Source organism: Idiomarina sp. D18, assembly GCF_057748155.1.
Map to the genome: position 1 here is coordinate 2611750 of NZ_CM173240.1, position 19575 is coordinate 2631324.

Below are 19575 nucleotides of genomic sequence, written 5' to 3' on the forward strand. Positions count from 1 at the left end.
GGGCTAAAATAGCCAAACAAGGAGTAATCCATGCAAGTGACACAAATGGAACAGGAAATGCGCCTGACGCCGCTACTGCGCCAGGCATTTCGACCTTTCTTTTTATTCGGCGCTAGCTTTAGCATTGTTGCGGTTGGTCTGTGGATAGCGATGCTTGGCGGCTGGGTCTCACTACCTGTCTACGGCAATATACTGTTTTGGCACGCTCACGAAATGCTATTTGGGTTTGTTACTGCAATTATTCTCGGTTTTTTACTAACCGCAGTACAAAACTGGACCGGGCAGCGCGCTACTCATGGTAAGACATTGTTTGTTCTCGTCATGCTTTGGAGCTTAGCAAGGTTGGCGTTGCTGTTTGGTGCCTATTTGCCTGCACTTGCCGTCGTCCTTATTGATTTAAGCGTAATGCCAATAGCGGCGCTGTTGTTTGCGCGTCTGTTGCTTAATGTGAATCAAACCCGTAACTTATTCTTTGTGCCTATTTTACTGTTACTCACCGCGACAAATGCGATGATGCACGCAGGACTTTGGTTTGAGCAGTATGCGTGGCAGGTACAGGGCGCTTATGCTGCGGTCTTTCTAATTACCCTGTTGATGAGTGTGATCGGTGGGCGTGTCATACCCATGTTTACTGCAAATGGTACCGGTACTGCTCGGGTAAGCGCTTGGGCTTGGTTAGAACGTGCTGCTTTGGGTTGCTCGTGGCTGATCGCGGCGATGTTTTTGTTCAGCCTAGATAGAGTGGTATCGGGCGCTGTGCTTGCCTTATTGTTTGCGTTCGCCTGTGTGTTCCACACTATCCGCTGGTTGCGCTGGCGCCCATGGATAACTTGGCGCGTGCCGTTAGTATGGTCCCTGCATGGCGCTTATGCGTTTATTCCTGTTGGGTTGGGCTTGCTTGCTATCTATTACGCGCAAAGTGCAGGTTTATTAGCAACTCATATTCAGCTTGCCAAAAGTACAGCACTGCATGCGTTAACCGTCGGTGCAATGGGTAGCTTGATTTTGGCGATGATGGCACGTATCTCACTCGGCCATAGCGGACGCCCTTTAAAATCTAAACCCGTGATGTCTGTTGCGCTCTTGCTAATAGTACTGGCTGCGTTAGCCCGTGTTGTGGGTATTGTGGTGATGCCCGAGGCTACGTTCAGTTGGTTATTGGTTGCGGCACTGGGATGGATGTTGAGCTATGGTTGTTTTGTTGGTGTGTATCAGAACATCTTGCGAAGCCCCAGAGCGGATGGCCGCCCTGGGTAATTACTCATATAGTGCGGTTTAGCCGCGCGAGAGTGTTTTAATAAGATGGTAACCAAATGCGGTTTTAACGGGACCATGTACTTCTAGTGTCGGTTGACCGAATACCACCTTGTCAAAGGCAGGTACCATTTCACCGCGACGGAACTCGCCTAAGTCGCCACCCTGTTTGCCTGACGGACAGAGTGAATGTTTACGCGCTAAGTCGGCAAATTTTGCGCCGTTAGCGAGCTGCTTTTTTAGCTCTTCGGCTTCGGGCTTGGTTTTAACCAAAATGTGTAATGCATGCGCACGTGCCATGAGATTTCTCCTTTACTGATACTTTCATCAGTTTATCACAGCTTGTACGGACTACTCTGACCAAACCGCATATTCATTGCCGCTGGGGCAGGTGAAGTGAAATCGATGACCGCCTGGAAAGCTGAAAATGGGCTTAATGATTTCACCGCCTGCTTGTTCGACGGCATGTAGACTCTTTTGTAAGTCGGGGCTGTACAGTACCACTAATACGCTGCCTTGTGCCGTTTGTGCTTTTAGAGGCGCACTGTAAAAGCCACCATCAATGCCGGCATTTTTGATAGCCGCGTAATCGGGACCATAGTCGATATACTCCCAACCGAAGGCGTCATTGAAAAACTGCTTAGTTGCGGCGATATCGCTTGCAGGCATTTCAATATAATTAATTTTAGTGGTACTCATTCTTGGCTCCTAAGCAACCATGGCATCTAAGTGTAGCCCATAATTGTGAGTGCTCAAATTAAGTGCCCCATTGCCTCAATAGGGTGCAGGGTGAACCGAATGGGCTCTTTAAAGTTGAGTCTTTGCAAGGCGGCTCTTATTTCGGTGAGGTCGTGTTCGTTACACACGACCTCGGCCGCTAACATACGTCGGGCGCCGCGGATTTGTTCGGCAATATCGTAGCGTTCGTGGCGACGACTGAAGCCATCAATCTCATATAGGCTAAAGCCCGAAAGAGCGTCTATTTGTAATAGGCAGTCGACCACATCCGCTTTTTGCTCACGACTAAAATACAACTTTAGCAGTTTACTGTTCATGGTAGTGCTTCCTATTTGTGATTTGATAGAGCGCCGGTAATAACAACAAGGTCGCCAGCGTCGCGGTTACCAGTCCACCGATGACCACGGCGGCGAGCGGACGTTGAATCTCGGAACCTGGACCGGTAGAGACCAACAGGGGAATGAGTCCAAATATCGCCGTGATGGCTGTAATTAATACCGGCCTTAAACGATCGGTTGCGCCAGCGATCACGAGCGAGGGCAGGTGCGAGAAGTGTATTTTGGTTTGCTCGAAGTGGCTGACCATAACGATCCCATTAAGAATCGCCACACCCATTAATGCGATGAAACCTACGGATGCAGGCACAGACATATATTGACCGCTAATCCACAGTGAAATAGCACCGCCACTTAATGCGAACGGTATATTCGTGAGTACGATCGCGGTTAACCCAAGTGAGCCCATCGAAGTAAACAAAAGTATGACAATCAGCAACAGTGCAACGGGTATTACCATCAGTAGGTTGGCGCTGGCACGCGCTTGGTTCTCGAACTCACCGCCATATTCGACAAAATAGCCGGCAGGTAGCTCAACCTGCTTCTCAATTTGGCTTTGTAGTTCATTTACAAACCCAACGACGTCACGATTTTCAACGTTCGTTGTAATGAGTGCATAACGGTGACTATTTTCGCGCTCGATAATGGCTGGACCTTGCTCGAAACTGATAGTAGCGACCTCGCTAAGTGGCACGGCTTTACCTTGTTCGGCAATAATTGTGAGCGAGTTGAGTCGTGTCACAGCTTGGTATCCGGAACGTTCACTCTGTGAGCCGAACACAATAGGTGTGCGAATTCTTCCATTCACCGCCTCGCTGACCGAGTAGCCACTTAATTGTGAGTGGATAAATTCGCTAAAGGCACGCTTTGAAATGCCATAGTAATTCAGCTTTTGCATATCAGGAACGATACTTAGAAACTGCGCACCGGTTATCACGCTTGCCTGCACATCGACGGCACCCTCAACATCGCGTGCCGACGCAACAATTTCATCGGTCAAACCTGCCAATGTGTCCATCTCATCGCCGAACACTTTAATTGAAACTGCACCGGTGCTGCCCGTTAGCATTTCCGAAATACGCATTTGAATCGGCTGCGTCACGTTCACATTCATGCCAGGGTAACCTGATACAACTTCACGGATGGCATCAATTAAGGCTTGTTTATTGTCAAAACGCCACTCATCTCGTGGTTTCAGCTCCATAAACACATCGGTCTCATTTAATCCCATGGGATCAAGACCCAGTTCATCAGACCCTGTACGTGCGACAATTTGCTTAATTTCAGGGACTTGTTCTAGTAGTGCGTTTTCGACTTGCGTATCAATGGCTATTGACTCGCTGAGTGACAAGGTGGGCGCTTTTTCAAACTGTACGATAATGTCGCCTTCATCCATGGTCGGCATAAATGTCTTACCGACCATGATGAAACTTAAGGCGCTCAGACCAAACAGGACTACAAAACCCGTGATTAACAAAGGTTTGTGCGTTAATGCGCTATTGAGTATTACACGGTAGCTTGCCTGCAAGCGTTCTAACATCTTATTGCGGCGTTTATTAGGACGCATCATCAACGAGGCGAGTGCGGGTATCAAGGTCAATGCGGTAACAAGTGATGCTGCAATAGCGATGACAATTGTGAGCGCGACTGGCGAAAATAATTTGCCTTCAAGGCCTGTCAGCGTCAATAGGGGTAGAAACACGAGTACGATAATAATGGTTCCACTGACTACTGAGGGCGCAACCGATAAGCTTGCTCGATAAATTTTATGCAGAATCGGCAAGTTTTTCTCTGAGTTGAGTTCGGTTTCAACTTTCTCGGTAATGACGACGGATGAATCGACAATCATACCGATGGCAATAACTAACCCGCCCAAGCTCATCAAGTTGGCTGATAAGCCAATCTGACGCAAGCAGATGAATGTAATGAGCGCTGCGATAGGAATGGACAGCGAGACTAAGATAGACGCGCGGATATTTCGTAAAAAGAACACCAATACCGCGATGACCAATACAATAGATTCCATCAACGCATCAGAAATTCCGGCAATCGCTGTATCGATCAGGCCTTTACGGTTATAGAAAACATTGATGTCAGTGTGTTGCGGCAAGCTGCTTTGTAGTTGTGTGAGCTTATCTTTAACAGACGCGACTACAGCCGCTGCATTAGCGCCTTTTAAGCCAACCACTAAGCCTTCTACCGCCTCTTGACCGTCTTTGGTGATAGCGCCAAATCGCGGTAAGTAACTCAATGAGACTTCGCCAAGCTGCTCGAGTCGGTAGATATCACCATTGGCATTTTCCACGCTCAGTACGGCTAAATCGTTTAATTCAACGATACGGCCCGAGACGCGAGCACTAAAGGTTTCGGTGCCCAGTGTGACGCGTCCTAAGTTACCGACTTGATTGGCTTCCTCCAAACGTGTCTTGATGGCATCTAATGACACCTTAGCTTCGCTCAGTTTGATGGGATCGGGACTGAACTGAAAAGTCCTTACCTTGCCGCCTAAATTAGTCACATCGGCTACGCCCTCTACTGTACGCAACGCAGGACGAATGACCCAGTCGAGTAAGTGTCGCTTTTCACTGAGCGTGAGGTCGGGGTTTTCAACAGTGAACATAAACATTTCACTTAATGGTGTACTCATGGGCGCAAGTCCACCTTGTATACCCGCGGGCAGCGCATCGCGCACTGCGGCAAGCTTCTCTGCCACTTGTTGGCGCGCCCAATAAATGTCAGTGCCTTCCTCAAAATCTAATGTAATCGAGGTGATACCGTATTTAGTTGTCGAACGTAAGATGGTCTGGTTAGGAATCCCCAGCAATTCGGTTTCGATGGGGTGCGTGACTTGATTTTCTACCCGTTCTGCAGCCATTCCGGGAGCTCGCAAGATAATTTTAACTTGTGTCGGTGATATCTCTGGAAAGGCATCCACCGGGAGGTGCCGAAATGATTGTATTCCCGCTGCTATGATGAGCAAAAAGGTGATAAAAACGAATAGTCGGTTTTTTAATGAGAAACTGAGCAAGTTGGCAATCATTGCTGCGCCTCCTCGCGACCATCGATTATACCTTTAAGCGCAGCGACAGAATGAGTCACGATGGGATTATCGAGCGATGTGGAAGCGGCTACATAGTAATCTTCACCTTCAACAGCGCTTACGCTAACTGGAATCGGATGAATGGTTTGTTTATCAACACTAAAAACGACAGGTTCGCCGTTTAATGATGACACCGCTGAGCCAGGTACTTTGAATGCGTTTGCGATGTTTCGGAGCGGAATTACACTCATTCGTTGGTAAAGTGTAAATTTGCTCTCTGTTAGCGGCGATGACCACAGTGTGGTAAAGCCATTTCGTGTCGATTGCTCGCGATAGTCAATAGTGAATCGTTCGCCTTGAACGCTGATGTGGTGCACCGACGATGCAAGTTCATTGGGCGCTTGAACGGCAAGGCGTATTTCAGACCTATCAATGACGTAGCCAATTCGCATGTCATCGGCGTCTGATTGCCATACGCCGTCGATGGGGGCCTTTAGTTCTGCGCTATCATCGGCGAGTTGATGAAAGCGCAATAAAAGAATTTTAATTTCATGCATTTGATCCGACAGACGGAGGTATTGGTCTAAAAAGTTTTGCCAATCATCAGCTGACAAGGCATTGCGTTGGTATAAATTGTACTTACTTTTATGCTGTTGTTGAGCAACGTCATATTGTGCTTTTACCGTCTCGAGACGGTGAAAAAAGTGTTCGACAGACGGGCCCGTGATGGTTGCAATGCGTTGACCTAAATTAACGCGAGTACCATCCGTCACTGCAAATTGGACATGTGCGTTCTCGAACGGATTCGCAATCACTAAATGCTTCTGGGTCATCGGTTGGTAAGTCGCCAATAGCGGTGCTCCTGGTACCATATCAGCAACTTCCGGCTGCTGTAGCCCAAGCTCATAGTTCTTAAGTTCTGCGATAGAGACTGCTGTTTGTGCAGATACTTGCGTTGAACTCAACGCCACTAGTATTAAAAGAAATGAATAACCAAGGGTACGACGGTTCATAAAGAGACTCCCTGAGCTTGATTGAGTTGTGCTTTGGCCATCTGAAGCTGTACTTGCGTGAGTTGGAAGAACTTCTGATAGTTGAGTTGTTCTATCAGCCGCTCGATGTACATTTTTGTATCAATTTGGTGTTGTCGATATAGCGCGTCGAGCTCATCGAGTGCTTGCGAACTGATAGAAGCATTTTGTTTCGCCAGCTCAACTTGTTGTTGTAATTGTTGATACTGACTTCGGCGCTGGGCGATTCGGGTTTGAATGTCGATCACGGTCGTTTTTAAGCGGGTATTGATATCAGATTGCTCGCGCTGCAACGCATCAAGGTCGAGCGACGAAAGTGTCCGAGAAAATGTTAAGGGTATCGCGAGTCCGCCCCCGAGCTGTGTTTCTGTTCCTGCGACTGAACGAATATCTTTAACACCGGCCGTTACGCGCCAGTTACTTTGACTCGCGGCATTATTTTCGGCGTTTAATAGCGCAAGTTGCCATTGTAATTCAATCGCTTGAACGCTCGGGTGCGTCAGATTCGACGAGTCCGAATTAGGTTCTTCTAGGGTGTCGGGCAACTGAGCTTGACCCGTGTATTGCTGCCATAGCCGATAGAAATGCTGTAACTCGACCTGCTTTTTATTGAGCTCAACGTTATAGCTATTAAGGCGCTGCTCAATAATGAGTTGCGCATACTTAGGCGATTGCTTTTGCTGAACTTGAAGCTCGACAGTCGCCAGCATTTTATTGAGTGCATCGATAGTGTGCTTTATAAAGCGTTGCTCGACCTCAGCTTGTTGAGTTTCCCAAAACAGTTGACGAATTGTGCCAGATATCCACAAGTCGATTTGTTGCTGTTGAACAACATGGTATTGATGACTCAATTGTTTTGATGACTGAAGAAGTTCATGTTGCTTGGGTGTGAGAAACGCAAATTCAAATAATAGTTCAGTTTCATCACTACCTATCGCATTATCTTGGGTCTGCCAGCGCATAATAGAGGCGGTGATGGGTTCTGCTAACCAACTCCGTGTGTTGAAGGTTTGTAAGGTCGTAGGATCATGTTCGAGAATATTCGACCGAGCGTAATCTACGAGGTCATTTGCAAAAGCATTGTTCAGAAAAAATAACGCACTTAGCGAAACAAAAATTTTCGGTGCTTTGATGCGGGTAAAAGACATCATCAACTCCATCGGTTAATATCAACACATAATCTAGGGTTTTTATGATGAAAAGACATCGGACACATGTCCTATAACAGCTATAGCAGGGGGATTTATGACAATTGACCGATTGTTGATGGTCGTTTTTTTGTTGATTGCAGGGGCCAATGTGTCGGACGTTGTAGCTGACTATAAAATGGAAGTGGCAGTGTGGCATTTGATCGTTGAGGGGATTACCGTCGTCATTTCTATTATCGCTTTCATCGTGCTCTGGCGTCGTGTTATTCGCAGAAACAATGAACTGGCGCATTTACGCACTGCGTTGATAAAGCATCAAGAAAGTGCAGATGCGAGAGAGGAGGCCTCTTACTCAACGGTAAAAACTTGGTTTAATGAATGGAAGCTTTCGCCGAGTGAGCAAGAGGTCGCTGTATTGATGATCAAAGGGCTGACATTTAACGAAATTGCGGAAGTCAGGAGTACGAAGGAAAAAACCGTGCGACAACAGGCATCCGCCATCTATGCGAAGTCTGGTTTGAGTGGTCGCAATAATTTATCAGCGTGGCTGATCGATGCATTACTTAATTGATGACTGCTAAAGTGTCAGTGCTTTAGCAGTCTCTTTGTTTAGCTCGGTTAACGGGTACCAAAAATTTTATCCCCGGCATCGCCCAGCCCCGGGATGATATAGCCCTGCTCATTGAGCTTGTCATCGAGTGATGCAGTAAAAATTCGTACATCGGGATGCTTGGCCAATACGGCTTCAACGCCTTCGGGCGCCGCCACCAACACGAGTACGCGAATGTCCTTACAGCCTTGTTGCTTGAGCATGTCGAGGGTGGCAATCATACTGCCGCCGGTAGCGAGCATCGGGTCGATAACGAGGGCGATGCGCTGGCCGATGTCGTTAACGAATTTATCGAAATAGCTGACGGGCTCTAACGTTTCCTCATTACGGTATAAGCCGACAACACTAACTTTTGCGCTGGGGATGAGTGTGGTAACGCCATCCAGCATCCCCATACCCGCGCGTAGAATAGGGACTACCGTGACTTTTTTACCTTTAAGTTGCTCGACCTCAATAGGTGTTTCGTTCCAGCCCTCAATGGTATGTGGCTCCAGCATAAAGTCACTGGTCGCCTCGTAGGTGAGTAACGTACTGATTTCATTAGCAAGTTCGCGGAAGCTCTTGGTCGAGATCCCGTGTTTACGCATTAATCCAAGCTTATGCTGTACAAGCGGATGCTTAATGACCTGTAATCCCATGGCGATGCCCCTTTATTCATGTTCTTGGCGGCAAAGCATAGCAAATTTCGCTGTTTTTTACTTGCCGATGTCCACTGCATCGACCGGACACACTGCATAACAGCTGGGCTCAGGATAGAAACCTTCGCATTCGACACATAACGACTGCTTAATTTCGTAATGCTCGTCACCCATCTCGATCGCTTCGACCGGGCACTCAGGTACACACATATCGCAGTTGATGCAGTCTTCGTTAATGGTGATCATGCTCGCTCCTTTTTATCAGAAAACACATGGCTCTATCTCCTGAGTCGATAGCGACTTCAGCAGGAACATAGACTTGATAACCCGAGCCCGGTGCACGTAAAAGAGGCGTTCCCTTGTTATCCACAAGCTCAGTGACTTTAAGTGGATAGTTACCTTTGGGCGTGATGAGTAAAAGTTCATCGCCCACCGAGAATGCATTTTTTACATCAATAAGGTAGGCATCTTGGTTGTCGCTTGCGAGTAACTGACCGACAAGTTGCTCTTTTCCTTCACTATGAGCGCGTTCGTAGTTCTGCAGTGACTGTGCGCTGTGACGTTGTAAGAAGCCATGAGTAAAACCACGGTTCGCCATGCCATCAAGCGCATTGAGCAGGTGCGGGTTGAATGGCTTGCCCGCTACGGCATCATCAATGGCACGTCGGTAGACTTGGGTTGTACGTGCGACGTAATAGTCGGACTTGGTCCGGCCTTCAATCTTCAGTGAGTGAACACCCATTTGCGTCAGCGGTTCGACTAAATCAACGGCACGAAGATCTTTGGAGTTCATCAGATAACTGCCATGAATATCTTCATCCAGTAGCATGGGCTCATCGGGACGTTGAGGATCGGCGACTAAGATGGGGTCAGGTATATATTGGCCGACTTCGTCTTGCTGTGCAGGTTGCGTGTGGTACTTCCAACGGCATGCGTTGGTGCATGCGCCTTGGTTGGGATCACGTTTATTGGTGTAACCGGAGAGTAAACAGCGACCCGAATAAGCCATACATAGAGCGCCGTGGACGAACACCTCAAGCTCCATATCAGGCACGTGTTCGCGCATTTCTTTGATCTCTTGCAAAGACAGTTCGCGTGATAGGATCACCCGCTCGATGCCCTGTTGTTGCCAGAACTTGAGTGCCGCCCAGTTCACTGTATTCGCTTGCACAGATAAGTGCAGTGCTTGTTCAGGGAAGTGCTGACGCAGCAACATCACGATACCCGGATCTGAGACGATTAATGCATCAGGTTGTAGAGCAACCACCTGAGCCATGTGTTCAACAAACTGCGTCAGTTTTGCGTTATGCGGAGCGATGTTGACCACGACGTAGAAGCGTTTACCTAGTTTGTGGGCGTAGTCGATAGACTCACCTAAATTTGCCAACGTAAAGCTGTTGTTTCTTACCCGTAAGCTGTAGCGTGGCTCGCCCGCATAAACCGCATCTGCACCGTAGGCAAAGGCGATTTTCATGGCGGTGGGGTTACCGGCTGGCGCGAGTAGTTCGGGGCTTTTATACATCGACATAGTTTAAGGTACTGATCCAGTTACGTGCGGAGCTAAATGCTCGCAGGTTACTGCTAAATGCCTTATCACGCGTTGATGTGAATCAATAAACTGCCGATGTGAGGCGCTTGAGATGGGGTCGAAAGAGTGCTAATGATAAACAAAATAAATAAACTTTGGTTATTTGTAATGAGTCGTTTCGTTCAGTTCTTATTGGTTAGTGTTATGTTGGTACCTATTGGTGCGAAAGCGGCGCAAGCCACATGCATTGAAGACAAGGCAGCGCTGCTTGAGTTAGATTTTATGAGTTTTGACCAAGACTTTGAAGGGGGCTGGCGCGCCGTTGCCGATACACCCGGTTGTAAGCCAGAAGCGGTTAAACTGATTGAGGCGTATCAACAACAACGAACTGATTTATCGGACGGTATGAAGCAAACGCTCCGTCTACATCAAGCCCAGTTGCATGCGGAGTTGGGTCACAATGAGGCGGCGATTGCTTTATTTAGACAGAGTTATAAGCCGGACGAGCAGGACCGTAGCGGGTGGAACCCCTATATGGATGCGACCATTGCATTTATTAAAAAGGACAAACCGAAACTGGTTGATGCAATAGCGCGTCTAAAAGCCGTTCCGCGCCCCGAGGGATTTGATCCGCGCGATGCTGAAGGTAATCCGATTGAAGTGCCGTGGCCACCTAACTTAACTATTGTTGAATCTTATCTGCGATGCTTCGATATGAATTATGTTGAAGTGAATGTCGAGGGACAATGCCCTCGACCTAAAAATGATGAAACGGCTGACTAGTCGGATAAGTAATATTCAACCGTTGAGACGACACGTACTTTTTTAAGGTGTGGGTTATGACGGTCTCGTTCTTGAATACTGAATAGGCCTTGGCGGGCATCTTTTATCTTGCCGAGCTCGCTATTACTATCTTCGGCGAACTTCTCTGCCACTTCGCGTGCATTCTTAGTGGCTTCTTCTATCATTTCGGGTTTCACATCGTTTAATCGGGTGAATAGGTATTCGGGTTGCGCTTGGTAATCGTCGGTAGATAGCACCATACCTTGTTTACCTAATTCCGATAGCGAACTCATCATGTCGCGTATTGTTTCGACGCGCGTTGAATACACGGTAATGGTTTGGGTGGCGGTATAGCGAAACTCAGCCGGTTGACCTGAACCATAACGTTGTGCCGACTTATCGGTGATCGAGGGAGCTGCGACGGAAATCTCATCGGCTTTAACCCCTTTACCCTTTAGAAATTCGGTGACCTGCTGTTTGCCTTGTTCAATAGTTTGATAAATATCCGAAAGCTGATTGCTGGCAGCGGTAAATTGAATCGGCCAAATGACGGTGTCGGCAACATACTCGCGTTCAGAGAGCCCTTTCACAGTGACACTGCGATCCATTGATCGAAAGTCGGTTAAGCCTTTTGAAAAAAATGTACCAAGTACCCCACAACTGACGATCAGTCCGATGGCGATGATGATGCTGTTTTTGGTTTGCGACATGAAGCCTCCGATTCGAGTTCGACCCAATTTCTACCAGCTTCCTTGCCGCGATATAGCGCGTCATCCGCACGCTTTACTAATGTATTGACCGAGTCATCGGGTTTGAGTTCACTCACTCCGATGCTAGTAGTCAATTGAATGTTCTCATTTATAATTGTGTGCCAGGGATATTTTGCAATTGCTTTGCGAATGCGCTCAGCAACTTGCGCGGCGTGATTTAAGTTTGTTCGTGGTAAAAACACCAAAAACTCCTCACCTCCCCAACGAGAGACTTTGTCATGGTCGCGTACGGTGTCGCGAAGAATATCCGCTGCTACTTTTAGTACCGTATCGCCTGCATCGTGCCCATAAGTATCGTTAATTGTCTTAAAGTGGTCGAGATCGAGCAATAATACCGAGACAAGCCGTTGTTCTTTTTGATAGCTCTCCACCGCACGTTTCAATAATTCAGACATGTGGCGACGGTTGCGTAACCGCGTTAGAGGATCGGTGGTGGCAAAAAAGCGTAGCTTGTCGTGTGTGATATTGACCTTATTGAGATAATAGAGTGCAAGGTAGGCAAACATTGCAAAAACAACGGTTAAGTTGAATAGGTGCACCAAAACCAATGCATCACCGCGGATAGGCTGAATGGGCGGATAGCACCAACCGAATAAATCGAGCGAGACATAGTAAATCCACAAGCCACACAGTGATAGGATAGCGGGCTTTAAACTCATACTGACAAAAATTGCGGGTACAAACATCAGTAGAAAATAATGGAAGCCACTATCCCAACCGATCAACAGCGTGCCGAATGCAGAGTGATATAACACCTCTGCCCAGATTAGCAGAGTTGCGAGTGTGTTTTTACGCGTTGTGTACGCCCAATACGCGGTCAGATACATGGTAATACTTAATAGATTAATCCATGCAAGCAAGGGCGAGTCGAGCAGCATAAAGATGACGAAGAACGCCACATCGATGAACGCCGCTATAATGCAGCAACGCTTGGCAACTTGCCAAAACTGTGGGCGCTTGGGTGAAAGCGCGCTGAGCGAGGACAGTTCCATGTCTCGAGTAACATCCTTTTATGATTATAATAATATATTTATGTTATATTATCTTGGTTGTAACAGAATATTTCAATGCATTTTTTACCCGTTAGTTTGCTGTCTAGCGCCTTTAATAGTCGGTTTATCGTATATATCTGCGCAATTAGGCGATTACGCTATGAATCTGACAATCCGCTTATTGGCTTAACGCGCTTATCCTTTATAGTTCTGATAAAGCCTTTAAATAGAATCAAAATGCTAAAAACGATTTCACCACAGCAGTTTCAAGAAGTTTTTTCATGGGCTCAAACGGCACGCGATCGTCTCTTTTGGCTGGGTCCAAATGTTGATGCAAATAGTCCCATAGATGATGTTTGGGCGCGCTTAAAATGTGACGAACGCCCTTCTCTTGGGTTTTGGTACGACAATAAGTTAGTTGGTTTTGCACAATGTTATGAAAAGCACGAGGGTGCAAGACACATTGCATGTTTGATTGTAAACCCACAGGAGCGAGGTAAAGGGTTAGGGCGCCTATTTGTGCAGGAGTTACTTGATTACGCTTGGCAACATCCTGACGTTGAGCATGTTACATTAAACGTATTGCCAGAAAATCATCGCGCATTGAATCTATATCGCAGTTTAGGGTTTGTAGAGCAAACCAATAGCGATCCACAGATGGTGCCTATGCGTTTAATGCGCTAGTACACGCTTATTTTTGAGAGTTCTATGCACGTACAACAATTTGAGTTAACGCTGCCTGCCTTTAATCGAGGCTTTCACTTAATCACTGATCGCGTAGAGCGGTTATTAGCGGAAAAGTGCCAATTATCGACTGGCCTCGTGCATGTGTTCATTCAACATACCTCGGCTTCATTGACGATCAATGAAAACGCCGATGTGACCGTGCGGGGTGACTTTGAACGTCATTTCAACGAGATGGTGCCTGAGAATGCGCCCTACTATGAGCATACCTACGAGGGACCTGACGATATGCCAGCTCACTTGAAGTCGAGTATTCTGGGCGCGAGTGTGACTGTACCCTTAACACAAGGGCGTCTTAATATGGGCACATGGCAGGGTATCTACTTGTGTGAGCACCGTGACCGCGCCAGCAGTCGAAAACTGGTGCTCACTGTACAAGGTGTTTAAGCTTTAAAAGTGAGCTTAATACCGTTCTAACCAATGCGCATAAGGGGCGGGTAATACCCAAGACGGCTTCTCAACACGCAATGCTTTAGCAGTATCGTAAGGCCAGTGTGGGTTCGATAAATGTGCACGGCCAACCATCACTAAGTCTAACTGACCCTGTGCGACGGTGTGTTCTGCCAGCTGTGGTAAATCGATTCCCCACGCCGATGCAACGGGAATATCCGCGGCGTTTCTGATGCGTTCAGCAATCGGCGCCATAAAGCCCGGTCCCCATGGAATATTGGCGTGCGGCGTTGAGAAACTGATACTGACGTTTAAAAAATCCAACCCTTCTGCTTTGAGTAACTCAGTTAACTCAATCGACTCTTGCAACTGCTCCTCGTCGTTGCCATCAAATTCGATAACGCCAAAACGCGCAGTTAGCGGGAAGTTATCGGGCCATACGGCTTTGACCGCCCGCACAGTTTCGACTAAGAAGCGTGCGCGGTTCTCAAATGACCCGCCATACTCGTCAGTACGCTGGTTAGCGTGTGGCGAGAAAAAGCTTTGACCGAGGTACCCATGAGCAAAGTGCAGTTCTAACCACTCGAACCCTAAGTCGCGAGCACGCTCTGCGGCAGCAACAAAGTCATTTTGCACACGCTGAATGTCGTCGAGAGTCATCTCTTTGGGTTGGCGAGGCAGGTTCGCACCAAAAGCGATTGGTGAGGGCGAGAGCGTCTCCCAGCCTCGGACGTCCTCTTCAGCAATATGGTCGTCGCCGTCCCATGGACGGTTGGCACTTGCCTTCCGTCCCGCATGACCAATTTGAATACCCGCTACCGCACCGGCGGCTTTGATGTTGTCGACAATCGGCTGCATCGCTTGTGCCTGCTCGTCATTCCACAACCCGGTGCAGTTCGGGGTGATACGTCCTTCAGGAGAAACTGCGGTCGCCTCAACAATAACTAAGCCCGCACCACCGCGCGCTAAGCTGGTGTAGTGACTGAGGTGCCAATCGTTGACCACGCCTTCTTCTGCCATGTACTGGCACATCGGAGGTACGGCAATACGGTTACGCAAACGAACATCTTTTAACTCAAATGGTTGAAATAAAGCTGACACGCTAAGTACTCCTTGTTGATTACTGCGCTTGTTCTAGTTGCTTAATTAACGCTTCTGCTAGAACTTTGTCGGAAAAAGGGTTCTGACCGGTAATCAGTTCGCGGTCGATAACGACGTTGGGCTGCCACGCTTCGGCTTGTTCGAGATTCGCGCCTGCGGCTTGCATCGCAGCGGCTGGGTAATAACGGATTTGTTTGCCATTAAGTGAGCGCTCGAAAACTTGTTCTTCTGGGTTCGAGAAGATAGTCATGTTATAGCCCTTGTAGATCCAATCTTGCGCTTGTGATTGACCATCTTTCGCAAATTGGTCAATAAACTGTGCCGGCATTTGCTGTGGTGACAGCAGCGCAATAGGGCCGTGGCAAATTGCGGCGGTAGGCTTTTGTTGGTTGTGGAAATAAGTCAGTAGCTTACCGACTTCAGGATTACCGACCAAGTCAATCAGAGGTGCATGACCGCCAGGTATGAATAGACCCTCAAACTGGCTCAAATCACCTTTGAGTACGTCGGCGAGTTTGCGGGTATCGTTAATACCATCAAGGTTAGCGATGACTTTTTGAATGCGCTGCATTTCTTGCTCATCGCCGCCGAAATATTGTGTATCGACAGAACGTTGGTCGACCCGCGGTGCGTTACCTTTTGGAGTGACCAAAACGAGCTCGTAGCCCGCTTGCTGAAGCGCATCAGCCGGTACACCAAATTCGTTCAGGTAGTATCCCGTTGGATATTGGCTGCCATCAGCAAGTTCCAATTGTGTTTCACTGGAGAGTAAAACGAGTACCTTGCCCTTGCTCGCCATCGCTACTTGGCAAAACAGCAATACTGCACCTAAAGTGGCAGTGAGTAAGAGTGACTTGACAAAACCGGTTGTCATAAAGCCTCCAATTAAGGCGTAAATTTGATGCGCTCATAGTAGCGTGTGTACTATCATTCGATAATAAGAAAAAATCTATTTGACCCATCGAAAAAATGAATAGCAAATGAATTTATACACTAAGGATATTAACCTTCTGTTGGTTTTTCATACACTTTATGAAGAGTTAAATGCTACCCGGGCAGCGCAACGTATGTCACTGAGTCAGCCCGCATTAAGTCATAAGTTAAATAAACTTCGCCACGAAATGGGAGACTCATTATTCGTGCGTGCAGCGAGGGGATTGACCGCGACACCGCGTGCCCATGAGCTTGCGCGTCAGATGCAACCACTTATTCATCAGCTCAGAAACTTTTATGAACAAACCGAAGGACATGATTATCTGAGTAGAACGGAGTCGATACGGATCTATACGACAGATTATATGGAGCAGGCGCTATTGCCTCATTTATTGCCTTTAGTTCGGCAAGCTGCACCTAATGTCACCATAGTTACGCAAAATACGCGAGGTCGTCTCCCACGCCAGGAGTTGGAAACCGGCGAATGTGATATTGCTATTGCAGGGTTTTACAGTGACTTACCTGACACGTTGCGACAACAACGCTTGATTGAGGAGCCATTTAAAGTATTAGCAGCTAGGGATAATCCGCATGTCATCGGCGGCTTTTCACTTGACGATTACTTAGAGTGTGAGCATTTACTTACTACCTTAACCGGTGATTTGAAAGGGTTGGTCGATCAAAAGCTGGCAGAGTTGGGGCGTGAACGTAGTATCGTTGCAGGTTTATCCAGTTTTATTGTGCCGACTCGGTTATTAACCGGGACGCGTTGGTTGCTGACTTGTTTGCGCTCAATAGCTGAGCAGGCGACCGTATTGGATGATAATTTAGTCATACTTGAACCACCCCTTGACCTTCCGAATGTGCAGGTAATGCAGATTTGGCATGAACGGACGGATGCTGATCCGATGCGTCGATGGTTAAGAAACACAATACAAGAGGTACTCCAACGTGTCTGCAGAGAGCACTCAAGTTAACCAACTTTTTATGATTTATATCGGCGGTAGCGCGCCGGGTGCACATATTGAGCTCCATGATGTGCGGTTTGCGGTCGCGCCAGTGATTGAAGCCACTTTTCCGGCATTACGACAGCAGTGGTTCGGTTCGCAGCAGGGTCTCCATATGGATAGCTACGTTGCCTTACATCATGTCGATGGCTATCGCATTTTGCTCACCAAAGAGCCCGTCGACAATCAGGGAGTATCCTTATACTTTGTGAATTTTGGTGGTTATTTCCCGGGTCGTTTGGCGGAATTCCATGATTTTACTGTAGTGGTGGCGAAGTCAGCCGCGGATGCTAAACAACGGGCACGAGTGCACGTTTCTGCCACAGGGCTTGCGGGCGCCGAACAACTGCATAAAGACGACTTGCTTGAAGTCGATGACTGCCTCAAGATTGATTTACTCGATGGCTATGCCATTAAACTTGAATACGATGGCGTGCAACAGCCGTTAAAGCCCGATTGGATGGGCTACCACCCTTTACCTTAGGATTCTCGAATGGCGGACAAACACCCCCTGCACCAACGACACCACGCTTCGGCTAAGCAGTCGGAAGAAGCCATCGCGCGACTGCAGAATAATGACAGTTATAAACTGGCATTTGCTGATAACGACTTTCTACTGGAAGATGATCTTCGTCATGTTCGATTGCAATTAGAGTACTTAAAGCCTGAGCGCGTGCTCGATAAGCATCAGATTGACGCGACGGTAGTCGTTTTTGGTAGCGCGCGTTTTTTATCACCGGAACAGGCGCAATATAACCTCGATATTGCGCAAGCTGAGCTTGATAAAACCCCCAACGATGCGACCACTAAAGCACACTGGATTAAAGCAAAGCGGGATTTAAAGAACAGCCGCTATTACTCGGAGTCGCAGAAATTTGCGCATTTAGTTACTGAGCACAGCCAGAATTACCCTGAGCATCGGGTTGTGGTAATTTCAGGCGGTGGTCCAGGTGTGATGGAGGCGGCTAATCGCGGTGCGACTGAGGCCGGTGGTGAGAGTATCGGCCTTAATATTGTGTTACCCAAGGAGCAATATCCGAACCCTTACATCACGCCCGAGTTTTGCTTCCAATTTCACTATTTTGCCATTCGAAAAATGCATTTCTTGATGCGGGCACGCGCTCTCGTTGCTCTCCCAGGCGGCTACGGCACGTTAGATGAGTTGTTCGAGACGCTCACCCTAATTCAAACAAAGAAAATCGATCCGGTGCCTATTGTACTGATAGGCAAAGGCTTTTGGTCGAAGTTAATTAATTTCGACTTATTAATTGAAGAGGGTTTAATAGCGCCCGATGACGTGAAGTTGTTTACGTTAGTGAATACGGCCGAAGAAGCGTGGGCGCATATCTGCCGATGCTATGAACTCAATGAGGGAATAAATAAATGACATGGGATGCTCTGGAAACGCCTTATTTACGTGTTGATCGTCCGCGGTTTGATGCCAACATCAAGCGTTTGAATTGCCATCTTAGTATATTAAAGACGCCCTTACGGCCCCACGTAAAAACGCTCAAATCGCTGCCTGCGGTTAAGGCTATCTTTAATGGTGGCACGGGACCGATTACCGTATCGACGCTAAAAGAAGCTGACTTTTTTGCAGAACACGGCTTTTTTGACCAAATCTATGCAGTGGGAATTGCGCAGAACAAATTGCCTCACGTTAAACGATTGATCGAACAAGGCGTTGATTTAAAAATCATCTTAGAAAGTGAGACACAGGCGCTTCAGGTGGTCGAGTTTTGCCGTTTGCATGACATCGTTATTCCCGTGCTTATTGAAATTGATTGCGATGGCAGCCGCGCAGGCTTAACTGCTGAGAGCCCTGCGCTGATGGATGTCAGCCAGATCCTGGCGCAAGCTCAACTTTTTAAAGGTGTTCTGTTGCATGCAGGTGGCTCATACGGTTGTACGACGCGTTCAGAAAAAGTCGCGGCGGCTGAGAACGAACGCGCGACTGCTGTTCATGTGAAGGAGCGACTTGAACTGGCAGGAGTTGACTGCCCGATGGTCAGTATCGGCTCTACGCCTACCGCACACTTTGCTCAAGATCTGACAGGCGTGACGGAAGTGCGTGCCGGTGTTTATACATTTTTTGATTTAGTGATGGCAAATATCAATGTGTGCTCACTTGATGATATTGCGTTGTCTGTGGTGACTACTGTCATAGGGGTGAAGCCAGAGAAAGGTTGGATCCTCATTGATGCGGGCTGGATGGCGTTATCGCGCGACCGCGGTACAGCATCGCAAGCGGTCGATTATGGTTACGGTATGGTGCTAGATGCTGTAGGACGACCGCTTCCCGACTGGATTGTAGAGAGCGCTAGCCAAGAGCATGGGGTTATTAAACATCGTTCAGGTTCGAGTGCGATACCCACCACTGTTCAGGTCGGCGATAAATTACGCATCCTTCCGAATCATGCTTGTGCCACAGCGTCTCAGTTCGATAAGTACTATGTCGCTGATGCAGAGGGGCAATTGAGCGAACAATGGTCACGGTTTAATTTCTGGTAACAAAAAAGGAGCCAGTTGGCTC

General features: G+C 47.8%; 22 protein-coding genes. 9 read left to right on the forward strand and 13 right to left on the reverse strand.

What is annotated here, in order from left to right; all coding sequences use genetic code 11:
* The first annotated feature begins 30 nt into the window (after positions 1–30).
* Positions 31–1257 carry an NnrS family protein gene (locus AC3AP5_RS12535; protein ID WP_006954515.1) on the forward strand — a complete coding sequence of 409 codons (1227 nt, stop codon included), beginning with the start codon at positions 31–33 and terminating at the stop codon, positions 1255–1257.
* Positions 1258–1275: 18 nt separating this feature from the next.
* Here AC3AP5_RS12535 and ppiC read toward each other — a convergent pair whose 3' ends face one another.
* The 6 genes from ppiC to AC3AP5_RS12565 are packed head-to-tail and all read right to left on the reverse strand — an operon-like array spanning position 1276 to position 7549.
* Positions 1276–1554, reverse strand: coding sequence for a peptidylprolyl isomerase PpiC (gene ppiC, locus AC3AP5_RS12540; protein ID WP_006954514.1), 279 nt, complete (start codon positions 1552–1554; stop codon positions 1276–1278).
* A gap of 51 nt (positions 1555–1605) precedes the next feature.
* A complete protein-coding gene (locus AC3AP5_RS12545; protein WP_006954513.1) occupies positions 1606–1953 on the reverse strand; it encodes a VOC family protein in 348 nt (115 codons plus the stop codon).
* Positions 1954–2006: 53 nt separating this feature from the next.
* Positions 2007–2309 (reverse strand): DUF3240 family protein, encoded by a 303-nt coding sequence (locus tag AC3AP5_RS12550; RefSeq protein ID WP_006954512.1) that lies wholly within the window; start codon positions 2307–2309, stop codon positions 2007–2009.
* Positions 2299–5367, reverse strand: a complete 3069-nt coding sequence (locus AC3AP5_RS12555) for an efflux RND transporter permease subunit (protein ID WP_487326809.1) — start codon at positions 5365–5367, stop codon at positions 2299–2301. Before AC3AP5_RS12555 ends, AC3AP5_RS12550 begins: the two co-directional genes overlap by 11 nt.
* Positions 5364–6380 carry an efflux RND transporter periplasmic adaptor subunit gene (locus AC3AP5_RS12560; protein WP_487326810.1) on the reverse strand — a complete coding sequence of 339 codons (1017 nt, stop codon included), beginning with the start codon at positions 6378–6380 and terminating at the stop codon, positions 5364–5366. Before AC3AP5_RS12560 ends, AC3AP5_RS12555 begins: the two co-directional genes overlap by 4 nt.
* Positions 6377–7549 carry a TolC family protein gene (locus tag AC3AP5_RS12565; protein WP_487326811.1) on the reverse strand — a complete coding sequence of 391 codons (1173 nt, stop codon included), beginning with the start codon at positions 7547–7549 and terminating at the stop codon, positions 6377–6379. The genes AC3AP5_RS12560 and AC3AP5_RS12565 overlap by 4 nt, the downstream gene beginning before the upstream one ends.
* Before the next feature lie 94 nt (positions 7550–7643).
* Here AC3AP5_RS12565 and AC3AP5_RS12570 point away from each other — a divergent pair, with 94 nt between their 5' ends.
* Entirely contained in the window at positions 7644–8117 is a 474-nt protein-coding gene (locus AC3AP5_RS12570; RefSeq protein ID WP_006954508.1) for a helix-turn-helix transcriptional regulator, read from the forward strand.
* A 47-nt stretch (positions 8118–8164) separates the two neighbouring features.
* Here AC3AP5_RS12570 and upp read toward each other — a convergent pair whose 3' ends face one another.
* The 3 genes from upp to trhP are packed head-to-tail and all read right to left on the reverse strand — an operon-like array spanning position 8165 to position 10316.
* Complete coding sequence (gene upp, locus AC3AP5_RS12575) at positions 8165–8794, reverse strand: uracil phosphoribosyltransferase (RefSeq protein ID WP_487326812.1); 630 nt, start codon at positions 8792–8794, stop codon at positions 8165–8167.
* A gap of 57 nt (positions 8795–8851) precedes the next feature.
* On the reverse strand, positions 8852–9040 hold the full coding sequence (locus tag AC3AP5_RS12580) for a 4Fe-4S dicluster domain-containing protein (RefSeq protein ID WP_006954506.1): 189 nt from the start codon (positions 9038–9040) through the stop codon (positions 8852–8854).
* Complete coding sequence (trhP, locus tag AC3AP5_RS12585) at positions 9027–10316, reverse strand: prephenate-dependent tRNA uridine(34) hydroxylase TrhP (RefSeq protein ID WP_487327314.1); 1290 nt, start codon at positions 10314–10316, stop codon at positions 9027–9029. Before trhP ends, AC3AP5_RS12580 begins: the two co-directional genes overlap by 14 nt.
* Positions 10317–10490: 174 nt before the next feature.
* Here trhP and AC3AP5_RS12590 point away from each other — a divergent pair, with 174 nt between their 5' ends.
* Positions 10491–11105 (forward strand): hypothetical protein, encoded by a 615-nt coding sequence (locus AC3AP5_RS12590; protein WP_487326813.1) that lies wholly within the window; start codon positions 10491–10493, stop codon positions 11103–11105.
* Here AC3AP5_RS12590 and AC3AP5_RS12595 read toward each other — a convergent pair.
* Both AC3AP5_RS12595 and AC3AP5_RS12600 read right to left on the reverse strand, forming a co-directional pair.
* Positions 11102–11815, reverse strand: a complete 714-nt coding sequence (locus AC3AP5_RS12595) for an SIMPL domain-containing protein (protein WP_006954500.1) — start codon at positions 11813–11815, stop codon at positions 11102–11104. The genes AC3AP5_RS12590 and AC3AP5_RS12595 overlap by 4 nt on opposite strands.
* Positions 11773–12867, reverse strand: a complete 1095-nt coding sequence (locus AC3AP5_RS12600) for a GGDEF domain-containing protein (protein ID WP_487326814.1) — start codon at positions 12865–12867, stop codon at positions 11773–11775. The genes AC3AP5_RS12595 and AC3AP5_RS12600 overlap by 43 nt, the downstream gene beginning before the upstream one ends.
* A 237-nt stretch (positions 12868–13104) precedes the next feature.
* On the opposite strand from AC3AP5_RS12600, the gene AC3AP5_RS12605 reads away from it, so the two are divergent.
* Both AC3AP5_RS12605 and AC3AP5_RS12610 read left to right on the forward strand, forming a co-directional pair.
* The gene (locus AC3AP5_RS12605; protein WP_487326815.1) at positions 13105–13551 is read left to right on the forward strand and encodes a GNAT family N-acetyltransferase; all 447 of its coding nucleotides are present in this window, start codon (positions 13105–13107) and stop codon (positions 13549–13551) included.
* Between the two features lie 24 nt (positions 13552–13575).
* Positions 13576–13998: a secondary thiamine-phosphate synthase enzyme YjbQ gene (locus AC3AP5_RS12610; RefSeq protein WP_487326816.1), complete on the forward strand. Its 423-nt coding sequence runs from the start codon at positions 13576–13578 to the stop codon at positions 13996–13998.
* Positions 13999–14013: 15 nt separating this feature from the next.
* Here the strand turns inward: AC3AP5_RS12610 and AC3AP5_RS12615 are convergent, their stop codons facing one another.
* Positions 14014–15102 (reverse strand): NADH:flavin oxidoreductase/NADH oxidase, encoded by a 1089-nt coding sequence (locus AC3AP5_RS12615; RefSeq protein WP_487326817.1) that lies wholly within the window; start codon positions 15100–15102, stop codon positions 14014–14016.
* A 19-nt stretch (positions 15103–15121) separates the two neighbouring features.
* The gene (locus AC3AP5_RS12620; protein WP_487326818.1) at positions 15122–15976 is read right to left on the reverse strand and encodes a type 1 glutamine amidotransferase domain-containing protein; all 855 of its coding nucleotides are present in this window, start codon (positions 15974–15976) and stop codon (positions 15122–15124) included.
* Positions 15977–16082: 106 nt separating this feature from the next.
* On the opposite strand from AC3AP5_RS12620, the gene AC3AP5_RS12625 reads away from it, so the two are divergent.
* Genes AC3AP5_RS12625 through AC3AP5_RS12640 form a run of 4 tightly spaced genes read left to right on the forward strand, consistent with a single transcriptional unit; the run spans position 16083 to position 19553 of the window.
* The gene (locus AC3AP5_RS12625; protein WP_272978142.1) at positions 16083–17012 is read left to right on the forward strand and encodes a LysR family transcriptional regulator; all 930 of its coding nucleotides are present in this window, start codon (positions 16083–16085) and stop codon (positions 17010–17012) included.
* Positions 17013–17022: 10 nt separating this feature from the next.
* Positions 17023–17526: a DUF1543 domain-containing protein gene (locus AC3AP5_RS12630; protein WP_272978162.1), complete on the forward strand. Its 504-nt coding sequence runs from the start codon at positions 17023–17025 to the stop codon at positions 17524–17526.
* 9 nt (positions 17527–17535) lie between these two features.
* Complete coding sequence (locus AC3AP5_RS12635; RefSeq protein WP_272978143.1) at positions 17536–18429, forward strand: LOG family protein; 894 nt, start codon at positions 17536–17538, stop codon at positions 18427–18429.
* The gene (locus tag AC3AP5_RS12640; RefSeq protein WP_487326819.1) at positions 18426–19553 is read left to right on the forward strand and encodes a DSD1 family PLP-dependent enzyme; all 1128 of its coding nucleotides are present in this window, start codon (positions 18426–18428) and stop codon (positions 19551–19553) included. The genes AC3AP5_RS12635 and AC3AP5_RS12640 overlap by 4 nt, the downstream gene beginning before the upstream one ends.
* Positions 19554–19575 lie beyond the last annotated feature (22 nt).